The 15,728-nt window shown below is 64.1% G+C and carries 17 protein-coding genes, 2 pseudogenes and 1 riboswitch; of the genes and pseudogenes, 15 read left to right on the top strand and 4 right to left on the bottom strand.

Annotated elements, in window-relative coordinates:
• The first annotated feature begins 122 nt into the window (after window positions 1–122).
• Window positions 123–269 (top strand): hypothetical protein, encoded by a 147-nt coding sequence (locus ACM62G_RS19275; protein ID WP_419735353.1) that lies wholly within the window; start codon window positions 123–125, stop codon window positions 267–269.
• Here the strand turns inward: ACM62G_RS19275 and ACM62G_RS19280 are convergent.
• The 4 genes from ACM62G_RS19280 to ACM62G_RS19295 all read right to left on the bottom strand — a co-directional run bounded on the left by ACM62G_RS19280 (window position 238) and on the right by ACM62G_RS19295 (window position 3,842).
• Window positions 238–1,107: a LysR family transcriptional regulator gene (locus ACM62G_RS19280; RefSeq protein ID WP_419735354.1), complete on the bottom strand. Its 870-nt coding sequence runs from the start codon at window positions 1,105–1,107 to the stop codon at window positions 238–240. The two genes, ACM62G_RS19275 and ACM62G_RS19280, sit on opposite strands and share 32 nt — an antisense overlap.
• Before the next feature lie 116 nt (window positions 1,108–1,223).
• On the bottom strand, window positions 1,224–2,120 hold the full coding sequence (locus ACM62G_RS19285) for a DMT family transporter (RefSeq protein WP_081006071.1): 897 nt from the start codon (window positions 2,118–2,120) through the stop codon (window positions 1,224–1,226).
• The gene (locus ACM62G_RS19290; RefSeq protein WP_054060441.1) at window positions 2,117–2,515 is read right to left on the bottom strand and encodes a thioesterase family protein; all 399 of its coding nucleotides are present in this window, start codon (window positions 2,513–2,515) and stop codon (window positions 2,117–2,119) included. Before ACM62G_RS19290 ends, ACM62G_RS19285 begins: the two co-directional genes overlap by 4 nt.
• Window positions 2,508–3,842: an aminotransferase class III-fold pyridoxal phosphate-dependent enzyme gene (locus tag ACM62G_RS19295; RefSeq protein ID WP_419735355.1), complete on the bottom strand. Its 1,335-nt coding sequence runs from the start codon at window positions 3,840–3,842 to the stop codon at window positions 2,508–2,510. The genes ACM62G_RS19290 and ACM62G_RS19295 overlap by 8 nt, the downstream gene beginning before the upstream one ends.
• Before the next feature lie 159 nt (window positions 3,843–4,001).
• A riboswitch (cobalamin riboswitch) is annotated at window positions 4,002–4,221 on the top strand.
• A gap of 81 nt (window positions 4,222–4,302) precedes the next feature.
• On the opposite strand from ACM62G_RS19295, the gene cobO reads away from it, so the two are divergent.
• The 14 genes and pseudogenes from cobO (at window position 4,303) to ACM62G_RS19365 (ending at window position 15,654) form a co-directional block, all read left to right on the top strand.
• Window positions 4,303–4,914, top strand: a complete 612-nt coding sequence (gene cobO / locus ACM62G_RS19300; protein WP_017902171.1) for a cob(I)yrinic acid a,c-diamide adenosyltransferase — start codon at window positions 4,303–4,305, stop codon at window positions 4,912–4,914.
• On the top strand, window positions 4,911–6,281 hold the full coding sequence (locus ACM62G_RS19305) for a cobyrinate a,c-diamide synthase (protein WP_273825947.1): 1,371 nt from the start codon (window positions 4,911–4,913) through the stop codon (window positions 6,279–6,281). The genes cobO and ACM62G_RS19305 overlap by 4 nt, the downstream gene beginning before the upstream one ends.
• Window positions 6,278–6,928: a 5,6-dimethylbenzimidazole synthase gene (gene bluB, locus ACM62G_RS19310; RefSeq protein ID WP_273825948.1), complete on the top strand. Its 651-nt coding sequence runs from the start codon at window positions 6,278–6,280 to the stop codon at window positions 6,926–6,928. Before ACM62G_RS19305 ends, bluB begins: the two co-directional genes overlap by 4 nt.
• The gene (cbiB, locus tag ACM62G_RS19315) at window positions 6,925–7,833 is read left to right on the top strand and encodes an adenosylcobinamide-phosphate synthase CbiB (protein ID WP_054060599.1); all 909 of its coding nucleotides are present in this window, start codon (window positions 6,925–6,927) and stop codon (window positions 7,831–7,833) included. Before bluB ends, cbiB begins: the two co-directional genes overlap by 4 nt.
• On the top strand, window positions 7,826–8,818 hold the full coding sequence (gene cobD / locus ACM62G_RS19320; RefSeq protein ID WP_273825949.1) for a threonine-phosphate decarboxylase CobD: 993 nt from the start codon (window positions 7,826–7,828) through the stop codon (window positions 8,816–8,818). The genes cbiB and cobD overlap by 8 nt, the downstream gene beginning before the upstream one ends.
• The gene (locus ACM62G_RS19325; RefSeq protein WP_273825950.1) at window positions 8,815–10,269 is read left to right on the top strand and encodes a cobyric acid synthase; all 1,455 of its coding nucleotides are present in this window, start codon (window positions 8,815–8,817) and stop codon (window positions 10,267–10,269) included. The genes cobD and ACM62G_RS19325 overlap by 4 nt, the downstream gene beginning before the upstream one ends.
• A gap of 15 nt (window positions 10,270–10,284) precedes the next feature.
• Entirely contained in the window at window positions 10,285–10,806 is a 522-nt protein-coding gene (gene cobU, locus ACM62G_RS19330; protein WP_054060602.1) for a bifunctional adenosylcobinamide kinase/adenosylcobinamide-phosphate guanylyltransferase, read from the top strand.
• The gene (gene cobT, locus ACM62G_RS19335; RefSeq protein WP_419735356.1) at window positions 10,803–11,858 is read left to right on the top strand and encodes a nicotinate-nucleotide--dimethylbenzimidazole phosphoribosyltransferase; all 1,056 of its coding nucleotides are present in this window, start codon (window positions 10,803–10,805) and stop codon (window positions 11,856–11,858) included. Before cobU ends, cobT begins: the two co-directional genes overlap by 4 nt.
• Window positions 11,855–12,432, top strand: a pseudogene (gene cobC / locus ACM62G_RS19340) (alpha-ribazole phosphatase family protein). Before cobT ends, cobC begins: the two are co-directional and overlap by 4 nt.
• Entirely contained in the window at window positions 12,429–13,166 is a 738-nt protein-coding gene (locus tag ACM62G_RS19345) for an adenosylcobinamide-GDP ribazoletransferase (RefSeq protein ID WP_419735357.1), read from the top strand. The pseudogene cobC and the gene ACM62G_RS19345 overlap by 4 nt, the downstream one beginning before the upstream one ends.
• 72 nt (window positions 13,167–13,238) lie before the next feature.
• Window positions 13,239–13,652 carry a MarR family winged helix-turn-helix transcriptional regulator gene (locus ACM62G_RS19350; RefSeq protein WP_054058199.1) on the top strand — a complete coding sequence of 138 codons (414 nt, stop codon included), beginning with the start codon at window positions 13,239–13,241 and terminating at the stop codon, window positions 13,650–13,652.
• A gap of 53 nt (window positions 13,653–13,705) precedes the next feature.
• Complete coding sequence (locus tag ACM62G_RS19355; RefSeq protein WP_273825955.1) at window positions 13,706–14,914, top strand: MFS transporter; 1,209 nt, start codon at window positions 13,706–13,708, stop codon at window positions 14,912–14,914.
• Entirely contained in the window at window positions 14,911–15,033 is a 123-nt protein-coding gene (locus ACM62G_RS19360) for a hypothetical protein (protein WP_273825956.1), read from the top strand. Before ACM62G_RS19355 ends, ACM62G_RS19360 begins: the two co-directional genes overlap by 4 nt.
• A 70-nt stretch (window positions 15,034–15,103) precedes the next feature.
• Window positions 15,104–15,654: pseudogene (locus ACM62G_RS19365) on the top strand (glutathione peroxidase).
• Window positions 15,655–15,728: the final 74 nt, after the last annotated feature.

A 15,728-nucleotide genomic window follows, 5' to 3' on the forward strand; every position in this document is an offset into this window, starting at 1 on the left:
AACTCGTTGGGCAGGGCTGGGCATTGCGTCCATAAAAAGCACTCCAGTGCAGGGGGTTCTACCCCATTTCCACGGCGAAGTACCAGGCGGCCGAGAGCCTGACGAGAACTGCCGAAAGCCTGATGCAGATCCATGGTCACCAAGGCGACTGCGATCCCAGGATCGGCAAGTGCTTGCGTGATGCTGCAGGTTTGAAGATCGCAGGTGGCACCAACGACATACAGAGGGTCAATATCTTCAATCAGATGTTGAAACTGTCGCTGCGCTGATGGTGTTGAGGGCTTCCATCATCTGGATGGCCAGACTATTGACTGCCGGGCTGGCCTGGGAGGAGATCTTGGCGGACAGGTGCAATTGGGGAAGGGGTGGCAGTTCGTCGGTGTCGATGATGTGCAGGCCGACGGGAACTCCACGTGTCGGCAGTACGCCGATGGCTTTGTCGGCGGCAATCGCTGCTTCAAGGGGGATGAGGTCGCTGGCGCTACAAAGAATACTGAAACTTCTACCGTGATCTTCCAGGGCCTTCTGTGCTATCTGGTGAATGGTACTGCCCGGCGCCGGTAGTGCCAGGGCAATGGGTGTGTCCTGGTGCAGTCGGGAGCCGTGGGCTGATACCCAGCTCAAGGAAATATTGCTGAGAGTTGGTCCATCAGTTGGGGCGGCTTGCAACAGGAAGGCAATATCCAGGAGGTGGCAGTCGACCATTTTCGAAAGGTTTGCGCTGCGGTCGCTCAGGAATGAACAGTGGACATTGAAGGGTCCAGTGCTGTCGAGTATTTTCCCGATGACCTGCGGGTCGTGCAGTTCGGGTAGGCCGATCCTGATGCATGACGGCATGTGCTCGTTGACCACCGAACTGATCAGTTCGTCATTGAGCCGCAGTATCTTCAAGGCATACTCATGGACTTTCAGCCCGGCGGGTGTCAGGCGTACTTCCTTTCCTCGCTCCAGCAGTTGCCTGTCAGTAAGCTGTTCCAGTTTCTTTATCTGCAGGCTGATGGCCGATTGCGTGCGGAAAAGCTTTTCGGCTGCCCGGGTGAACCCTCTGGTGTCGTTGACATAAACAAGAGCCCTGAGTAGATCCATATCGATGTTGATGAGTTTCATCGCGACAGGCTTTCAGTTGATAAGAGACTATCCTTCTCCTCCCTTTTTCGGCTGTCAGCGGAAGTTTGCTGGCATTCGTGTAGGGAGACTCCTGTTTAGGTTTGTGTAAATACTTGCTACTGCGTTTGTCCAGGCAACAGCGAACTGGCAGTAATAGCCAGCAGTATGATTGTCATGCCTGATAGCTGGATTGCTGTCAGCACTTCGCCGAGCAACGACCAGGACAGGATTGTCGCAATGACCGGCTGCAGGAGCAGCACTAATGAGCTGAATGAGGCCGAGAGCTTTTTCAGGGCAAGGGTCACCAGCAGTTGCCCGACCACCTGGCCACATAACACCAATGCCAGGAGCAGTAACCAGGTGGAACTGTCATGGGGGATTGGGGCGCCAGACAGAATAAACGTCGGAAACAGCAATAGGCTGCAACTTGCCGTGATGAGCAGCATGAGCAGGGCAGGTGTGCAGTCATACTCCCTGAGCTTCTTGATACTCACGATATAGCCCGCATAAAAGAACGCAGCGAGTAGGGCGATACCCTCTCCTGCGTAGTCGCGGGTAACCGGCTTACCCATGATACACAGCACGTACATGCCGCCGATCGCCAGCAACAGGAAAAGAATTTCGATCTTCCTGGGCTTGTCGATGATCCCGAGCAGTCCCATCAGTACCACGAAGAAAGGTGCGCAATTGGTCAGGAGAGTGGCGACCGCGACATCGGTGCGTCTGATCGCCAGATGCATCACCGCCAGGTCGGCGGTAAAGAACAATGTTGCCAGCAATGCCAGTCCGTAGAAGTTCCAGTTCCTGGGTAGGCGCAGTAGTTGCACGGGTTGGAGTGCACAGATCAGCAGCATGAACGGGATCGCCAACAGGACCCTGTAGAAGGCCGAGACTTCGGCATCGAAAGGCAGGGCCTTGACAATGACCGGCGCAACTCCTAACAGCGCGGAGCCGGTTACCAGTAACAGAATCCGGGAGTGACTGCGCTCGGCCCGCATGACTGGTCGATTCATGGTTGCAAGCCGGGATGCTTATTGGCGACCCGTGCCTTGAAGGCCTTGCGATCGACAACCGCTCGCGTGTGGAGGCCCGATAAAATGCGTTCCGAGCCATCGCTCGCCTCGACTGCGAACTCGATGCTTTTATCGGTTGCCTGGATGACCGTGGCACGCACGCTAAGGGTAAAGCCTGCCGGTGTCGGGGCCAGGTGCTGGCTGTCATGGGCGATGCCGACGGTCATGAGGGTATCGGGTAGCAAACCCTCGATGGCCATCATTGCCGCCAGCTCTGACAGCCAAAGCAGTATCGGGGTAGCGAGGGCGGGGATGTCATTGTTCCAGTGTGTGGCCAGGTCGATCGGTTGGACGGTATGTCTCAGCAGTCCGATTCGACCGATGAGGTCAGGCATGATGAGCTTCCTTGTGCAGGTGGCCGGGAGCGCTCTGGAGGATTTGCTCAAGGAGTAAAAGCATTTCCTCAAGCATGGGCATAGGGGTGTTGAGGGGCGGGGCAAAAATCACTGCGTCACCATGCCGGTGTGCAGCAAAACCGCTGGCGGGATAGAGATTCAGGCCTTTGGCCCAGGCGAGCCGTACCAGGCTTTCGGCGGCTTGGGCACCCGGTACGAAGGGTGTTTTGCGAGGTTTGTCCTGGACTATTTCCACTCCCCATAACATGCCTGCCCCGCGAATCTGGCCAATGATGGGTGAGCTGTCCGTGCACCGCTGCAGATATGATTCGATGATTGGCCCGCGGCTGGCGGATAGAGGTACCAGGCCCTCGGTTTCGAGCACGTCCAGGACGGCATGGCCAACTGCGGCCCCTATGGGATGATTGGAATGGGTGTGGCCGTAGGAAAACACCCCGCTACCCAGTTCGATTGCCTCTTTGATCGCCTCTGTCACCAGGATGCCGGACAACGGGAAATATCCCGCATTGAGACCCTTGCCCAGCACACTGATGTCGGCCTTGACTTGACCGTGGTCCATGGCCAGCCAGGTGCCGGTGCGACCGAGGCCAGTCAGTACCTCATCGGCGATCAGCAGTACATCGTTGCGTTTACAGATGTCGCTGATCGTTTCCAGGTAGCCTGCCGGTGGGAGGATGGCCGCTCCTGAAGCTCCGGTGATGGGCTCTATGAGCAGGGCCGCCACTGCGTCGGCCCCGATCTGGCCCAGCTCGATTTCCAGTGCCTGGGCACAGGCGAGTTGGCAGGCCTTGCGGCTCTTGCCGTAAGGGCAGCGGTAGCAGTAGGGGGTGGGAATTGTTGGCCGTTGGTCGGGACTGCAGACATTGCGACGCCTGGGCCAATGACCGGATAGGGACAGGCTGGCCTGGGTCGAGCCGTGATAGCTGATGGTCCTGCTCAAGATATGTCTCTTTTTTGACCGGCCGACCTCGTCCCAGTATTGAATTGCAGTGCGGCAGGCTGCCTCCACGGCTTCTGAACCGCTATTGACGAAAAATGCTCCGGCCTGCCCGAGCTTGCTGCAGAGTCTTTGTGCCAATCGCTCGGCCGGGAGGTTCAGCGATTGTGTGCGATAGGCGGCGCTGAGCCTGTGGGCTTGCATCCGCATCCGATCGATGATGTATGGGTGGCCGTGACCCAGGGAGCAGGCTATGGCGCCGGAGCAGCCATCGAGAATCGTCCTGTTGTCATCGGTCATGATCGTGCTGCCCTGGGCCGAGAAGGCTATCGGGTAGTGCTGACGCAGGTTTGGCTTGATCAGGTGCACGCCGTTGCCTCACTGAGGTGTTATGTGGAGAAACGTTATTCCCACCTTTACCCTCAGGAGAAATGAGTTTTCCTCGTGAGGCTCATTTCTCCTGTTCATGCCACCGTTCGCCGGGGCTGGCGGTCGACTTCAATTGACGCTCCACCCCCAACCCTCTAACCTTCCCGGCTTGTTTCAGGTGCTCTGTGGCCCGGTGTCAACAGAGTGAAACAGGGAAGCCGGTGAGCCCTTCGAGAGGCGCGATCCCGGCGCTGCCCCCGCAACGGTAAATGAGTCAAGACTGCGCTTTTCGCCACTGTGCCGACGGCATGGGAAGGCGCGCGGTCCCGCGTTCGCGCGCTCATGAGCCCGGAGACCGGCCTGATCCATTCCACAGCATCACGGCGGGCGATGCTGGACGGCTTTGGCCGTGCCTGCGTCTGCCCGCCGTTTGCGTTATCCAGCCCAACGGAGAGCTGTCATGAACGAGTCCCCCGAGCGCGACGAACGCCACCTGGCGCGCATGCAGCGCAAGAAGGCGGTGATCGACGAGCGTATCGCCAATGCCCCCAACGAGTGTGGCCTGCTGCTGGTGCTGACCGGCAACGGCAAGGGCAAGAGCAGCTCGGCTTTCGGCATGCTCGCCCGGGCCATGGGCCACGGCATGCAGTGCGGCGTGGTGCAGTTCATCAAGGGCCGCAACAGCACCGGCGAGGAGCTGTTTTTCCGCCGCTTCCCCGAGCAGGTGCGCTTCCACGTGATGGGTGAGGGCTTTACCTGGGAAACCCAGGACCGCCAGCGTGACATCGCCGCGGCCGAGGCGGCCTGGGCGGTGTCCCGGGAAATGCTCGCCAACCCGGAGATCGGCCTGGTGGTGCTCGATGAGCTGAATATCGCCCTCAAGCATGGCTATCTGGATCTGGACCAGGTGCTGAGCGACCTGCAGGCCCGTCCACCGATGCAGCACGTGGTGGTGACCGGGCGCGGCGCCAAGCCGGAGCTGATCGACCTGGCCGACACCGTCACCGAGATGGGCCTGCTCAAGCACGCGTTCCAGGCCGGGATCAAGGCGCAGAAAGGCATCGAACTATGACTCAGGCGCGTCATTGCCCGGCGGTGCTGATTGCCGCGCCGGCCTCCGGCCAGGGCAAGACCACGGTGACAGCGGCCCTGGCGCGTCTGCATCGCAACCAGGGGCGCAAGGTCCGGGTATTCAAGTGTGGCCCGGATTTTCTCGACCCGATGATTCACGAGCGCGCCAGTGGCGCACCGGTGTACCAGCTCGACCTGTGGATGGTCGGTGCCGAGGAAAGCCGTCGGCTGCTCTGGGAAGCGGCGGGCGAGGCCGACCTGATCCTGATCGAGGGGGTCATGGGGCTGTTCGACGGCACGCCATCGAGCGCCGACCTGGCGCGGCACTTCGGTGTGCCGGTGCTGGCGGTGATCGACGGTACGGCCATGGCCCAGACCTTCGGCGCGCTGGCCCTGGGGTTGGCGCGCTACCAGCCGGACCTGCCGTTCGCCGGGGTGCTGGCCAACCGGGTCGGTACCCCGCGTCATGCGCAATTGCTCGAAGGCAGCCTGACCGAAGGCCTGCGTTGGTACGGTGCGCTCTCCCGCGAGACCGGGATCGAGCTGCCGAGCCGGCACCTCGGGCTGGTCCAGGCCAGCGAGCTGAACGACCTGGATCGTCGCCTGGATGTCGCCGCCCAGGCCCTGGGCGCCAGTTGCGAAGTCGCCTTGCCGCCGGCGGTCGAGTTCGCCGCACCGCCAGCAGCGGCCGTCGAGCCGCTATTGGCCGGTGTTCGAATCGCGGTGGCCCACGACGAAGCGTTTGCCTTCATCTATGGCGCCAACCTGGATCTGTTGCGCGCGCTGGGGGCCGAGCTGTGCTTCTTCTCGCCCATACATGATGCCGAACTGCCGCCGGCCGACAGTCTGTACCTGCCGGGCGGCTACCCGGAATTGCACCACCGGATGCTGGCGCAGAACCATTCGATGCTGGCGGCGATCCGTGGGCACCACGCGGCGGGCAAGCCGCTGCTCGCCGAGTGCGGTGGCATGCTTTACTTGCTCGAGGCGCTGACCGATGTCGACGGCCAGCGGGCCGAACTGCTCGGCTTGCTGGCGGGAGAGGCGGTGATGCAGAAACGCCTGGCCGCTCTGGCCCTGCAGGCCGTGGAACTGCCGGAAGGCTTGCTGCGCGGGCATACGTACCACCACTCGTTGACCACCACCGAGCTGGCGCCGATTGCCCGTGGGCAGAGCCCCAATGGTGGGCGAGGCGCAGAGGCGGTCTATCGTGAGGGGCGCACGACCGCCTCCTATGTGCATTTCTATTTTCCATCCAATCCCCGGGCGGTTGCCGCGCTGTTGGCGCCGCATCCGCAGGATTGCATTTCTGAGCATGCCAGGGCCGGCGCAGTCGATGTGGGCGCAGGCACTGCGCAGAGGCCATGACAGACAAGGTTTTTTCCATAGAGGAACGCGAGGCCATCTACCGGGCCATTGCCGAGCGGCGCGACATGCGTCATTTCAGCGGCGGCACGGTGGCACCGGAACTGTTGGCGCGGCTGCTGGAGGCGGCGCACCAGGCGCCCAGTGTCGGCCTGATGCAGCCCTGGCGGTTCATCCGCATCAGCGATCGCGCGTTGCGCGGGCAAATCCGGCAGTTGGTGGAAGAGGAACGGGTGCGCACCGCCGAGGCCCTGGGCGAGCGCTCCGACGAGTTCATGAAGTTGAAGGTCGAGGGCATCGATGACTGCGCCGAGGTGTTGGTGGCCGCGCTGATGGACGGGCGTGAGCGACACATTTTCGGTCGCCGGACGTTGCCGGAGATGGACATGGCGTCGTTGTCCTGCGCGATCCAGAACCTCTGGCTGGCCTCGCGGGCCGAGGGCCTGGGCATGGGCTGGGTGTCGTTGTTCGAACCGCAGGCGCTGGCCGACCTGCTGGGCTTGCCTGAGGGTGCCAAACCACTGGCGGTGCTGTGCCTGGGGCCGGTCGAGGCGTTCTACCCGGCGCCGATGCTGGCACTGGAAGGCTGGGCGCAACCGCGTCCGTTGAATGAGCTGTTGTATGAAAACTACTGGGGAGTGAGTCAATGAGTGTGGCGTTGTTGAGTGTCGCCGGGGTTGCGCTGGATGCGCTGCTGGGCGAACCCAGGCGCTGGCATCCGCTGGTGGCGTTCGGTCGTCTGGCCGATCGCATCGAACAACGCTTCAACTCCGGCGGCCGTGGCTGGCGCAGCCATGGCGTGACGGCCTGGGTGCTGGCGGTGGTGCCGCTGACGCTGCTGGCCACGGCCCTGTCGTGGGCGCCCTGTATCGGCTGGCTCATCGAGATCCTGTTTCTCTACTGTGCCCTCGGCATGCGCAGCCTGGGCGAGCATGTGGCGCCGGTGGCCCAGGCGCTACGCAGTGGCGACCTGGAACTGGCGCGCCAGCGCGTGGGTTACCTGGTCAGCCGGCAGACCTCGGAACTGGACGAGGCCGCGGTGGCCCGCGCCGCGACCGAGTCGGTGCTGGAGAACGGCAGCGATGCGATCTTCGCCGCGCTGTTCTGGTTTGCCGTCGCCGGCGTGCCCGGGGTGGTGCTGTACCGACTGAGCAATACCCTTGACGCCATGTGGGGCTATCGTAACGAGCGCTTCGAGCGTTTCGGCTGGGCGGCGGCACGGATCGACGACCTGCTCAACTATATTCCTGCCCGGCTGGTGGCCTTGACCTACGCTCTGCTGGGCAAGACCCGCCTGGCGCTGAAGTGCTGGCGCACCCAGGGACCGACCTGGGACAGTCCGAACGCCGGGCCGGTGATGGCGGCCGGTGCCGGTGCCCTGGGGGTCGAACTGGGTGGCGCGGCGATCTACCACGGCGAGTTGCACCAGCGTCCGCAATTGGGGGAGGGCCCGGCTGCCGATGCCGACGCGATCGATCGCGGCTGGCAATTGGTGCAGCGCGGGGTATGGCTATGGTTGCTGGTTCTCTGTCTGGGAGCTGAGTTTTATGCTTGAGCACGGCGGGCGGTTGCGCAAGGCGGTGGAACAATACGGGATTGCCGAGGCGGATTGGCTCGACCTGTCCAGCGGCCTGGCGCCCTGGTCCTGGCCGATTCCGGCGATTCCCGAGCGCGCCTGGGCGCGTCTGCCGGAAACCGACGATGGCCTGGAACTGGCCGCCTGCGCCTATTACGGTGCGCCGCTGGCCCTGCCGGTACCCGGCTCCCAGGCCGCGATCCAGGCGTTGCCGCAATTGCGCCGCAGCGGCAAGGTCGGCGTGCTTTCACCGTGTTATGCCGAGCATGCCGAGGCCTGGCGTCGCAACGGTTACATCGTGCGCGAAGTACTGGAGCACGAGATCGACTTCTTTCTCGACAGCCTCGATGTGCTGGTGGTGGTCAACCCGAATAACCCGACCGGCCTGAAGCTGTCGGCCGAGCAGTTGCTGGACTGGCATGGCCGCCTGGCCCAGCGGGGCGGCTGGCTGGTGGTCGACGAGGCCTTCATGGACAACACCCCGCAGCATAGCCTGGCGGCGCATACCCATAAGGTCGGGCTGATCGTGTTGCGTTCGTTCGGCAAGTTCTTTGGCCTTGCCGGCGTGCGGCTGGGCTTCGTCCTCGCCGAGCGCAAGCTGCTCAAGCTGCTGGCCGAGCAGATCGGCCCCTGGGCCGTGGCGGGGCCGACGCGGGTATTGGGACAGGTGTGCCTGGCCGATAGCGATGGCCACACCCGGCAGCGGCAGCGGACCGAACAGGCCAGCCAGCGCCTGGTGGCGTTGCTGACAGACCATGGCTTCGCCCCCCAGGGCGGCTGTGCGCTGTTCCAGTGGCTGATCACCAGTCGCGCCGAGCACCTGCACGAATTCATGGCGCGGCGCGGCATCCTGCTGCGCCTGTTCGTCCAGAACAGCAGCCTGCGTTTTGGCCTGCCACCCGACGAGGCCGGCTGGTCGCGTCTGGAGCAGGCGCTCAAGGCCTACAACGAGGAACACCCATGAGCACTCTGATGGTCCAGGGCACCACCTCGGATGCCGGCAAGAGCACGCTGGTGACAGCCCTGTGCCGCTGGCTGACCCGCCAGGGCGTCCGCGTGGCGCCGTTCAAGCCACAGAACATGGCGCTCAACAGTGCGGTGACCGCCGACGGCGGCGAGATCGGCCGGGCCCAGGCGGTCCAGGCCCAGGCCGCCGGCCTGCCGCCGCACACCGACATGAACCCGGTGCTGCTCAAGCCCAACAGCGACACCGGGGCCCAGGTGATCGTCCATGGTCGCGCCGTGACCACCATGAACGCGGTCGCCTATCACGACTACAAGACCATCGCCATGCAGGCGGTGCTGGCGTCCCACCAGCGCCTGAGCCATGACTACCCGGTGGTGATGGTCGAGGGGGCCGGCTCCCCGGCGGAGATCAACCTGCGGGCCGGCGATATCGCCAACATGGGCTTTGCCGAAGCGGTGGACTGCCCGGTGCTGCTGATCGCCGACATCAACCGCGGCGGGGTGTTCGCCCACCTGGTCGGCACCCTGGAGCTGCTGTCGCCGAGCGAGCAGGCGCGGGTCAAGGGCTTCGTCATCAACCGTTTTCGCGGCGATATCGCCCTGCTGCAGCCTGGGCTGGACTGGCTGGAAGCGCGCACCGGCAAGCCGGTGATCGGCGTGTTGCCCTATGTCATGGACCTGCACCTGGAGGCCGAGGATGGCCTGGATCGGCGCCAGATCGACAAGCTCGACCAGGTGTTGAAAGTGGTGGTGCCGGTGCTGCCGCGCATCAGCAACCACACCGATTTCGATCCATTGCGCCTGCATCCTCAGGTCGACCTGCGGTTCGTCGGCCCCGGCGAGACGATCCCGGCAGCGGACCTGATCATCCTGCCCGGCTCGAAAAGCGTGCGCAGCGACCTGGCCTATCTGCGCCAGAACGGCTGGGACATCGCGATCAACCGGCACCTGCGCTATGGCGGCAAGCTGCTCGGCATCTGCGGCGGCCTGCAGATGCTCGGCGAGCAGGTGCACGATCCGTTGGGATTGGAGGGCGCGCCGGGCTCCAGTGCCGGTCTTGGCCTGTTGGCGTTCAGCACCGAACTCGAGCGGGAGAAGCAGTTGCGTAATGTGCGTGGGCAACTGACGCTGGAGAATGCCGAAATCAGTGGCTACGAGATTCATGCCGGGGTGACCACCGGGGTGGCGTTGGAGCGGCCGGCGGTACAGCTCGATGATGGGCGCTGCGACGGTGCCTGCAGCGCCGACGGACAGATTCTCGGTACCTACCTGCACGGCCTGTTCGAGTCGCCCCGCTCCTGCGCCGCGCTGTTGCGCTGGGCAGGGCTGGAAGCGGTGCAGGAGGTGGACTATCACGCCCTGCGCGAGCGGGATATCGAACGCCTGGCCGATCTGGTCGAGCGACACCTGGACACGGCTCGCCTGCGCGAGCTGTGCGGACTTGATTAAGCGGGTCGATCGAATATGCAGCAACTGATTCTGGGCGGTGCCCGTTCCGGCAAGAGTCGCCTGGCCGAGCGGCTGGCGGCGCAGAGCGGGCTATCGGTGATCTATGTCGCCACCAGCCAACCGCTGGATGGCGAATTGAACGAGCGGGTTGCCTTGCATCGCCAGCGACGGCCTGGCCATTGGGGGTTGATCGAAGAGCCGCTGCAACTGGCGCAGGTCCTGCGTGATAACGCGGCGGCCGATACCTGCCTGCTGGTGGACTGCCTGACCCTGTGGCTGACCAACCTGCTGATGCTGGACGATGCCGAGCGCCTGCGCGCCGAGCGCGATGCCCTGCTGGACTGCCTGGCGTCACTGCCGGGCGAAATCATTTTTGTCAGCAACGAGACCGGTCTCGGTGTCGTCCCGCTGGGCGAATTGACTCGCCGTTATGTCGATGAAGCCGGTTGGCTGCATCAAGCCCTGGCCGAGCGCTGTCAGCGTGTGGTACTGACCGTTGCCGGCCTGCCCCTGACTCTGAAAGGACCTGCGTTATGACTCAATCGTGGTGGCTGGACCCCTGCAAGGCAATCGACGGGCAAGCCCGGGAGGCGGCGTTCGAGCGCCAGCAGCAGTTGACCAAACCGACCGGCTCCCTGGGCCTGCTGGAGCAGGTGGCGGTACAACTGGCCGGTCTGCAGGGGCGGCTCAAGCCGCGGGTCGATCACCTGTGGATCGCGATTTTCGCCGGTGACCATGGCGTGGTCGCCGAGGGCGTGTCGGCCTATCCCCAGGAGGTCACCGGGCAGATGCTGGCCAACTTTGTCGGTGGCGGTGCGGGGATCAGCGTGCTGGCCCGGCAGTTGGGCGCGCAACTGGATGTGAATGACCTCGGCACCGTCACGCCGATGCTCAACCTGCCGGGCGTGCGTCACCTGCAGATCGGTGCCGGTACGGCGAATTTCACCCTGGGCCCGGCGATGACCGAGGCCCAGGGTCTGCAGGCGCTGGAAGCCGGGCGCGACAGTGTGCGCCGAGCGGTGGCGGCCGGCAGCGAGCTGTTCATTGGTGGCGAGATGGGCATCGGCAATACCGCCGCGGCGAGTGCCGTGGCCTGTGCCTTGCTGGGCTGCCCGGCGAGCCTGCTCGCCGGCCCGGGCACCGGACTGGACCCGGCCGGGGTCAGCCGCAAGGCGCAGGTGATCGAACGGGCGCTGGCGTTGCACGCCGAACAGACCCGTGACCCGTTGCAGGCGCTGTTTCGCCTCGGCGGCTTTGAGATCGCGGCGTTGACCGGAGCCTACCTGGCCTGTGCCCAGGAAGGGGTGGCGGTGCTGGTCGATGGCTTCATCTGCAGCGTGGCGGCGATGGTTGCGGTGCGGCTGAATCCCGCTTGTCGCGACTGGCTGATCTTTGGCCATCGCGGCGCGGAGCTGGGTCATCGGCATGTCCTCGAAAGCCTGTTGGCCGAGCCGTTGCTGGAACTGGGCCTGCGCCTGGGTGAAGGCAGCGGTGCGGCCCTGGCGGTGCCCCTGGTGCGCCTGGCCTGTGACCTGCACGGCCAGATGGCGACCTTTGCCGAAGCGGCGGTGGCGGATCGTCCGGCATGACCACGTTGTACCTGGACCTGCTGCGCCATGGCGAGACCGAGCTGGGTGGCGGCTTGCGCGGCAGCCTGGATGACGCGCTGACCGACAAGGGCTGGGCGCAGATGCGTCAGGCGGTGCTGGAGGGGGGCCCTGGAGCCGGCTGGTGAGTTCGCCGTTGCAGCGTTGTGCGCGGTTCGCCGCGGAACTGGGTGAACGGCTGGGACTGCCCGTCGAGCTGGAAAAGGACCTGCAGGAACTGCATTTCGGCGCCTGGGAGGGGCAGAGCGCGGCGGCGTTGATGGAGACCGATGCCGAAGCGCTGGGGCGCTTCTGGGCTGACCCTTATGGCTTCACACCGCCCGACGGTGAACCGGTATCGCGATTTGCCGAGCGGGTGCTGGCGGCGGTCGAGGGCTTGCAGCGACGCTACGCCGGGGAGCGGGTGTTGCTGGTCAGCCATGGCGGGGTGATGAAGTTGCTGCTGGCACGGGCACGGGGATTGCCCCGCGAACAACTGCTGCAGGTCGAGGTGGCCCATGGTGCCCTGTTCACCTTGCAGGTGTCGGCCGATGGCCGCTTGGGAGAGGTGTCTTGAACCCGCTGCCGTTCTGGATTGCCCTGCAGTTCCTTAGCAGCCTGCCGATCCGCCTGCCGGGCATGCCGCAGCCGCAGGAGCTGGGGCGTTCGCTGCTCTGGTACCCGCTGGTCGGGTTGCTGCTGGGGGCTGGGCTGTATGGCATCGACTGTCTGTTGAGCGCGACGCCGGCGTTATTGCACGCCGCCTTGCTGCTGACGGCCTGGGTGCTGTTCAGTGGCGGTCTGCACCTGGACGGCCTGGCGGACAGTGCCGACGCCTGGCTGGGTGGTTTCGGCGATCGCGAGCGTACCCTGTCGATCATGAAGGACCCGCGCAGCGGGCCGATTGCGGTGGTGACGCTGGTCCTGGTGCTGCTGTTGAAGTTCTGCGCCTTGCTGGCGCTGATCGAGCAGCGCCAGACCGTCGCGCTGGTCGTTGCCCCCTTGATCGGCCGCAGTGCGTTGCTGGGCCTGTTTCTGGTGACGCCCTACGTGCGGGCGGGCGGATTGGGTCAGGCATTGGCCGACCATCTGCCACGGCGGGCCGGTTGGCAGGTGTTGCTGCTCAGCGCGGCGGCCTGCCTGGGGCTGGCGGGTTGGCATGGGGCATTGGCGCTGCTGCTGGCGGTGGTGTGTTTCGGCTGGTTGCGGCACTTGATGCTGCGGCGGCTGGGTGGGACGACCGGGGATACTGCCGGTGCCTTGCTGGAGTTGCTGGAGATGGCGGTGCTGGTGGGGCTGGCGCTGGCCTGAGGGGGACTGTTCGCCTACCCCTGAACATTGATTAAACTTGTATTTGGAACGTTACGGGTATATACACGCATCATGTTATCCACCGACTGCTTGTGCATCAGCCTCCGTCGCGCCGCTCGTGGCGTCAGCAGGCATTACGACGGCGCCCTCGACGGCTTCGGGATCAACGTTGCGCAGTATTCTCTGCTGTGCAATCTGCGACGCCTGGATAAGCCGAGCATTTCCGGCCTGGCCGAGGCGATGGGCCTGGATCGCAGTACCCTGGGGCGAAATCTTCGGGTACTGGAAGGCGAGGGCCTGGTGAAGATGAGTGAGGGCGCCGATCAGCGCAATCGTCTGGTGTGCCTGACCGAAACCGGAGCCCAGCGGCTGGAGGAAGCCTTTCCGGCCTGGGAGGCGGCGCAGCAGCGCCTGGCCGAGCGTCTGGGTGAGGAAAAGCGCGCTGCCTTGCTGGCATTGCTGGATGAACTGGCGGATGGCGAGTAATCGCCTTTTTATTCGAATTAAAGCGGGTATATACCCGTTAACGGAGAACAATAATGACATCGCTCTGGCGTAGCAGCGGCTGGATTCTTCTCGGGAGTGCGCTGATCCTGGCGCTGTCGTTGGGGGTGCGGCATGGTTTCGGCCTGTTCCTGCCGCCGATGAGTGCGCAGTTCGGCTGGGGACGTGAAGTATTCGCCTTCGCCATTGCCCTGCAGAACCTGATCTGGGGGCTGGCACAGCCCTTCACCGGGGCCCTGGCCGATCGTTTTGGCGCTGCCCGGGTGGTGCTGATCGGCGGTGTGCTGTATGCCCTTGGCCTGGTCTTCATGGGGCTGTCCGAGTCGGCCGTGAGCCTGTCGCTGAGTGCCGGTCTGCTGATCGGTATTGGCCTGTCGGGGACTTCCTTCTCGGTGATTCTCGGTGTGGTCGGGCGGGCGGTGGCACCGGAAAAACGCAGCATGGCCATGGGCATTGCCAGTGCCGCCGGTTCGTTCGGCCAGTTCGCGATGTTGCCGGGGACCCTGGGGCTGATCGGCTGGCTGGGCTGGTCGAGTGCCTTGCTGGTGCTCGGTGTGCTGGTGGCGATGATCGTGCCGCTGGTGGCGATGCTCAAGGACAGGCCACTGCCGGTACTGGCCGGCGAGCAGACCCTGGGCGAGGCGTTGCGCGAAGCCTGTGCCCACCCGGGTTTCTGGCTGCTGGCGTTCGGCTTTTTCGTCTGCGGCTTCCAAGTGGTGTTCATCGGCGTCCATCTGCCGGCCTACCTGGTGGACCAGCATCTGCCAGCCAGCGTCGGCACCACGGTGCTGGCGTTGATCGGCCTGTTCAATATCTTCGGCACCTACACCGCCGGCTGGCTCGGCGGGCGGATGTCCAAGCCGCGGCTACTGACCGGCCTGTACCTGGCGCGGGCGGTGGTGATCGGGTTGTTCCTGTGGCTGCCCGTGACTGAAATCGGTGCCTATCTGTTCGGTATGGCCATGGGGTTCCTCTGGCTGTCGACGGTACCGCTGACCAACGGCACCGTGGCGACTCTGTTCGGCGTGCGAAATCTTTCCATGCTGGGTGGGATCGTTTTCCTGTTCCATCAGTTGGGTTCCTTCCTCGGTGGCTGGCTGGGTGGTGTGGTCTATGACCGCATGGGCAGTTACGACCTGATCTGGCAGGTGGCGATCCTCCTGAGCCTGCTGGCCGCGGCCTTGAACTGGCCGGTCCGTGAGCGGCCCGTGGCGCGCCTGCAGACGCAAATGGGGGCGGCATGAGTTCCCGCTGGTCCAGGCCGCTGGCGCTGGTGATTCTGGTGTTGCTGCTGGTATTGGCCTGGTGGGGGTGGCATCGAGGTGGCCTGGCGCTGATGCAACTGGGCATGGGCGTTTGCTAGTGGCCGCTTGCTGGGGAGTGCACAGGCGCGTAACTTCATCCTGTGAACTCTTTACCTGAGGAGACAGGATATGGCGATGCGCTGGTTGCTGGTGCCGATGGCTTTGCTGGCTTTTTCGGGGGCTGCGGCGGCGGCCGACTGTCCCGAGTTGCTGCAGGGGCAACTGCCCAAGTTGCGGGCCAAGGAGTCCATCGACCTGTGCCAGAAGTTTGCCGGCAAGCCACTGGTGATCGTCAATACCGCCAGCTTCTGTGGCTTCGCGCCGCAGTTCAAGGGGCTGGAGGCGTTGTACCAGCGCTACAAGGGCAGGGGCTGGAACTGATCGGCGTGCCGTCCGACGACTTCAAGCAGGAGTCCAAGGATGGCGCCGAGACGGCCAAGGTCTGTTACGTGAACTATGGCGTCACCTTCACGATGACCGAGCCGCAAGTGGTCAGGGGTGGGAATGCCGTGCACCTGTTCAAGGTATTGGGCGAGCAGGCTGGGGCGCCGAAGTGGAATTTCTACAAGTATGTGGTGGATCGCCAGGGCAAGGTGGTCGCCTATTTTTCCAGCCTGACCAAGCCGGATAGCCCGGAGTTGATCGAGACGGTGGAGAAGGCGATTGCATCGAAACCCTGATGATAGTGCCCATTAAAAAACCCGCCGAGGCGGGTTTTTTTCTGTTCAGCCGTTGAGCCGTTCAGGCTCGCTGC

It is taken from the genome of Pseudomonas sp. COR18 (assembly GCF_048568395.1).
Lineage (GTDB): Bacteria > Pseudomonadota > Gammaproteobacteria > Pseudomonadales > Pseudomonadaceae > Aquipseudomonas > Aquipseudomonas fuscovaginae_B.

What these genes read in the sequence shown, in the direction of transcription:
- ACM62G_RS19275 (WP_419735353.1), top strand. Translation starts at nt 123, where the DNA reads ATGCAGATCCATGGTCACCAAGGCGACTGCGATCCCAGGATCGGCAAG.
- ACM62G_RS19280 (WP_419735354.1), bottom strand. Translation starts at nt 1,107, where the DNA reads ATGAAACTCATCAACATCGATATGGATCTACTCAGGGCTCTTGTTTAT.
- ACM62G_RS19285 (WP_081006071.1), bottom strand. Translation starts at nt 2,120, where the DNA reads ATGAATCGACCAGTCATGCGGGCCGAGCGCAGTCACTCCCGGATTCTG.
- ACM62G_RS19290 (WP_054060441.1), bottom strand. Translation starts at nt 2,515, where the DNA reads ATGCCTGACCTCATCGGTCGAATCGGACTGCTGAGACATACCGTCCAA.
- cobO (WP_017902171.1), top strand. Translation starts at nt 4,303, where the DNA reads ATGAACGAGTCCCCCGAGCGCGACGAACGCCACCTGGCGCGCATGCAG.
- ACM62G_RS19305 (WP_273825947.1), top strand. Translation starts at nt 4,911, where the DNA reads ATGACTCAGGCGCGTCATTGCCCGGCGGTGCTGATTGCCGCGCCGGCC.
- bluB (WP_273825948.1), top strand. Translation starts at nt 6,278, where the DNA reads ATGACAGACAAGGTTTTTTCCATAGAGGAACGCGAGGCCATCTACCGG.
- cbiB (WP_054060599.1), top strand. Translation starts at nt 6,925, where the DNA reads ATGAGTGTGGCGTTGTTGAGTGTCGCCGGGGTTGCGCTGGATGCGCTG.
- cobD (WP_273825949.1), top strand. Translation starts at nt 7,826, where the DNA reads ATGCTTGAGCACGGCGGGCGGTTGCGCAAGGCGGTGGAACAATACGGG.
- ACM62G_RS19325 (WP_273825950.1), top strand. Translation starts at nt 8,815, where the DNA reads ATGAGCACTCTGATGGTCCAGGGCACCACCTCGGATGCCGGCAAGAGC.
- cobU (WP_054060602.1), top strand. Translation starts at nt 10,285, where the DNA reads ATGCAGCAACTGATTCTGGGCGGTGCCCGTTCCGGCAAGAGTCGCCTG.
- cobT (WP_419735356.1), top strand. Translation starts at nt 10,803, where the DNA reads ATGACTCAATCGTGGTGGCTGGACCCCTGCAAGGCAATCGACGGGCAA.
- ACM62G_RS19350 (WP_054058199.1), top strand. Translation starts at nt 13,239, where the DNA reads ATGTTATCCACCGACTGCTTGTGCATCAGCCTCCGTCGCGCCGCTCGT.
- ACM62G_RS19355 (WP_273825955.1), top strand. Translation starts at nt 13,706, where the DNA reads ATGACATCGCTCTGGCGTAGCAGCGGCTGGATTCTTCTCGGGAGTGCG.
- ACM62G_RS19360 (WP_273825956.1), top strand. Translation starts at nt 14,911, where the DNA reads ATGAGTTCCCGCTGGTCCAGGCCGCTGGCGCTGGTGATTCTGGTGTTG.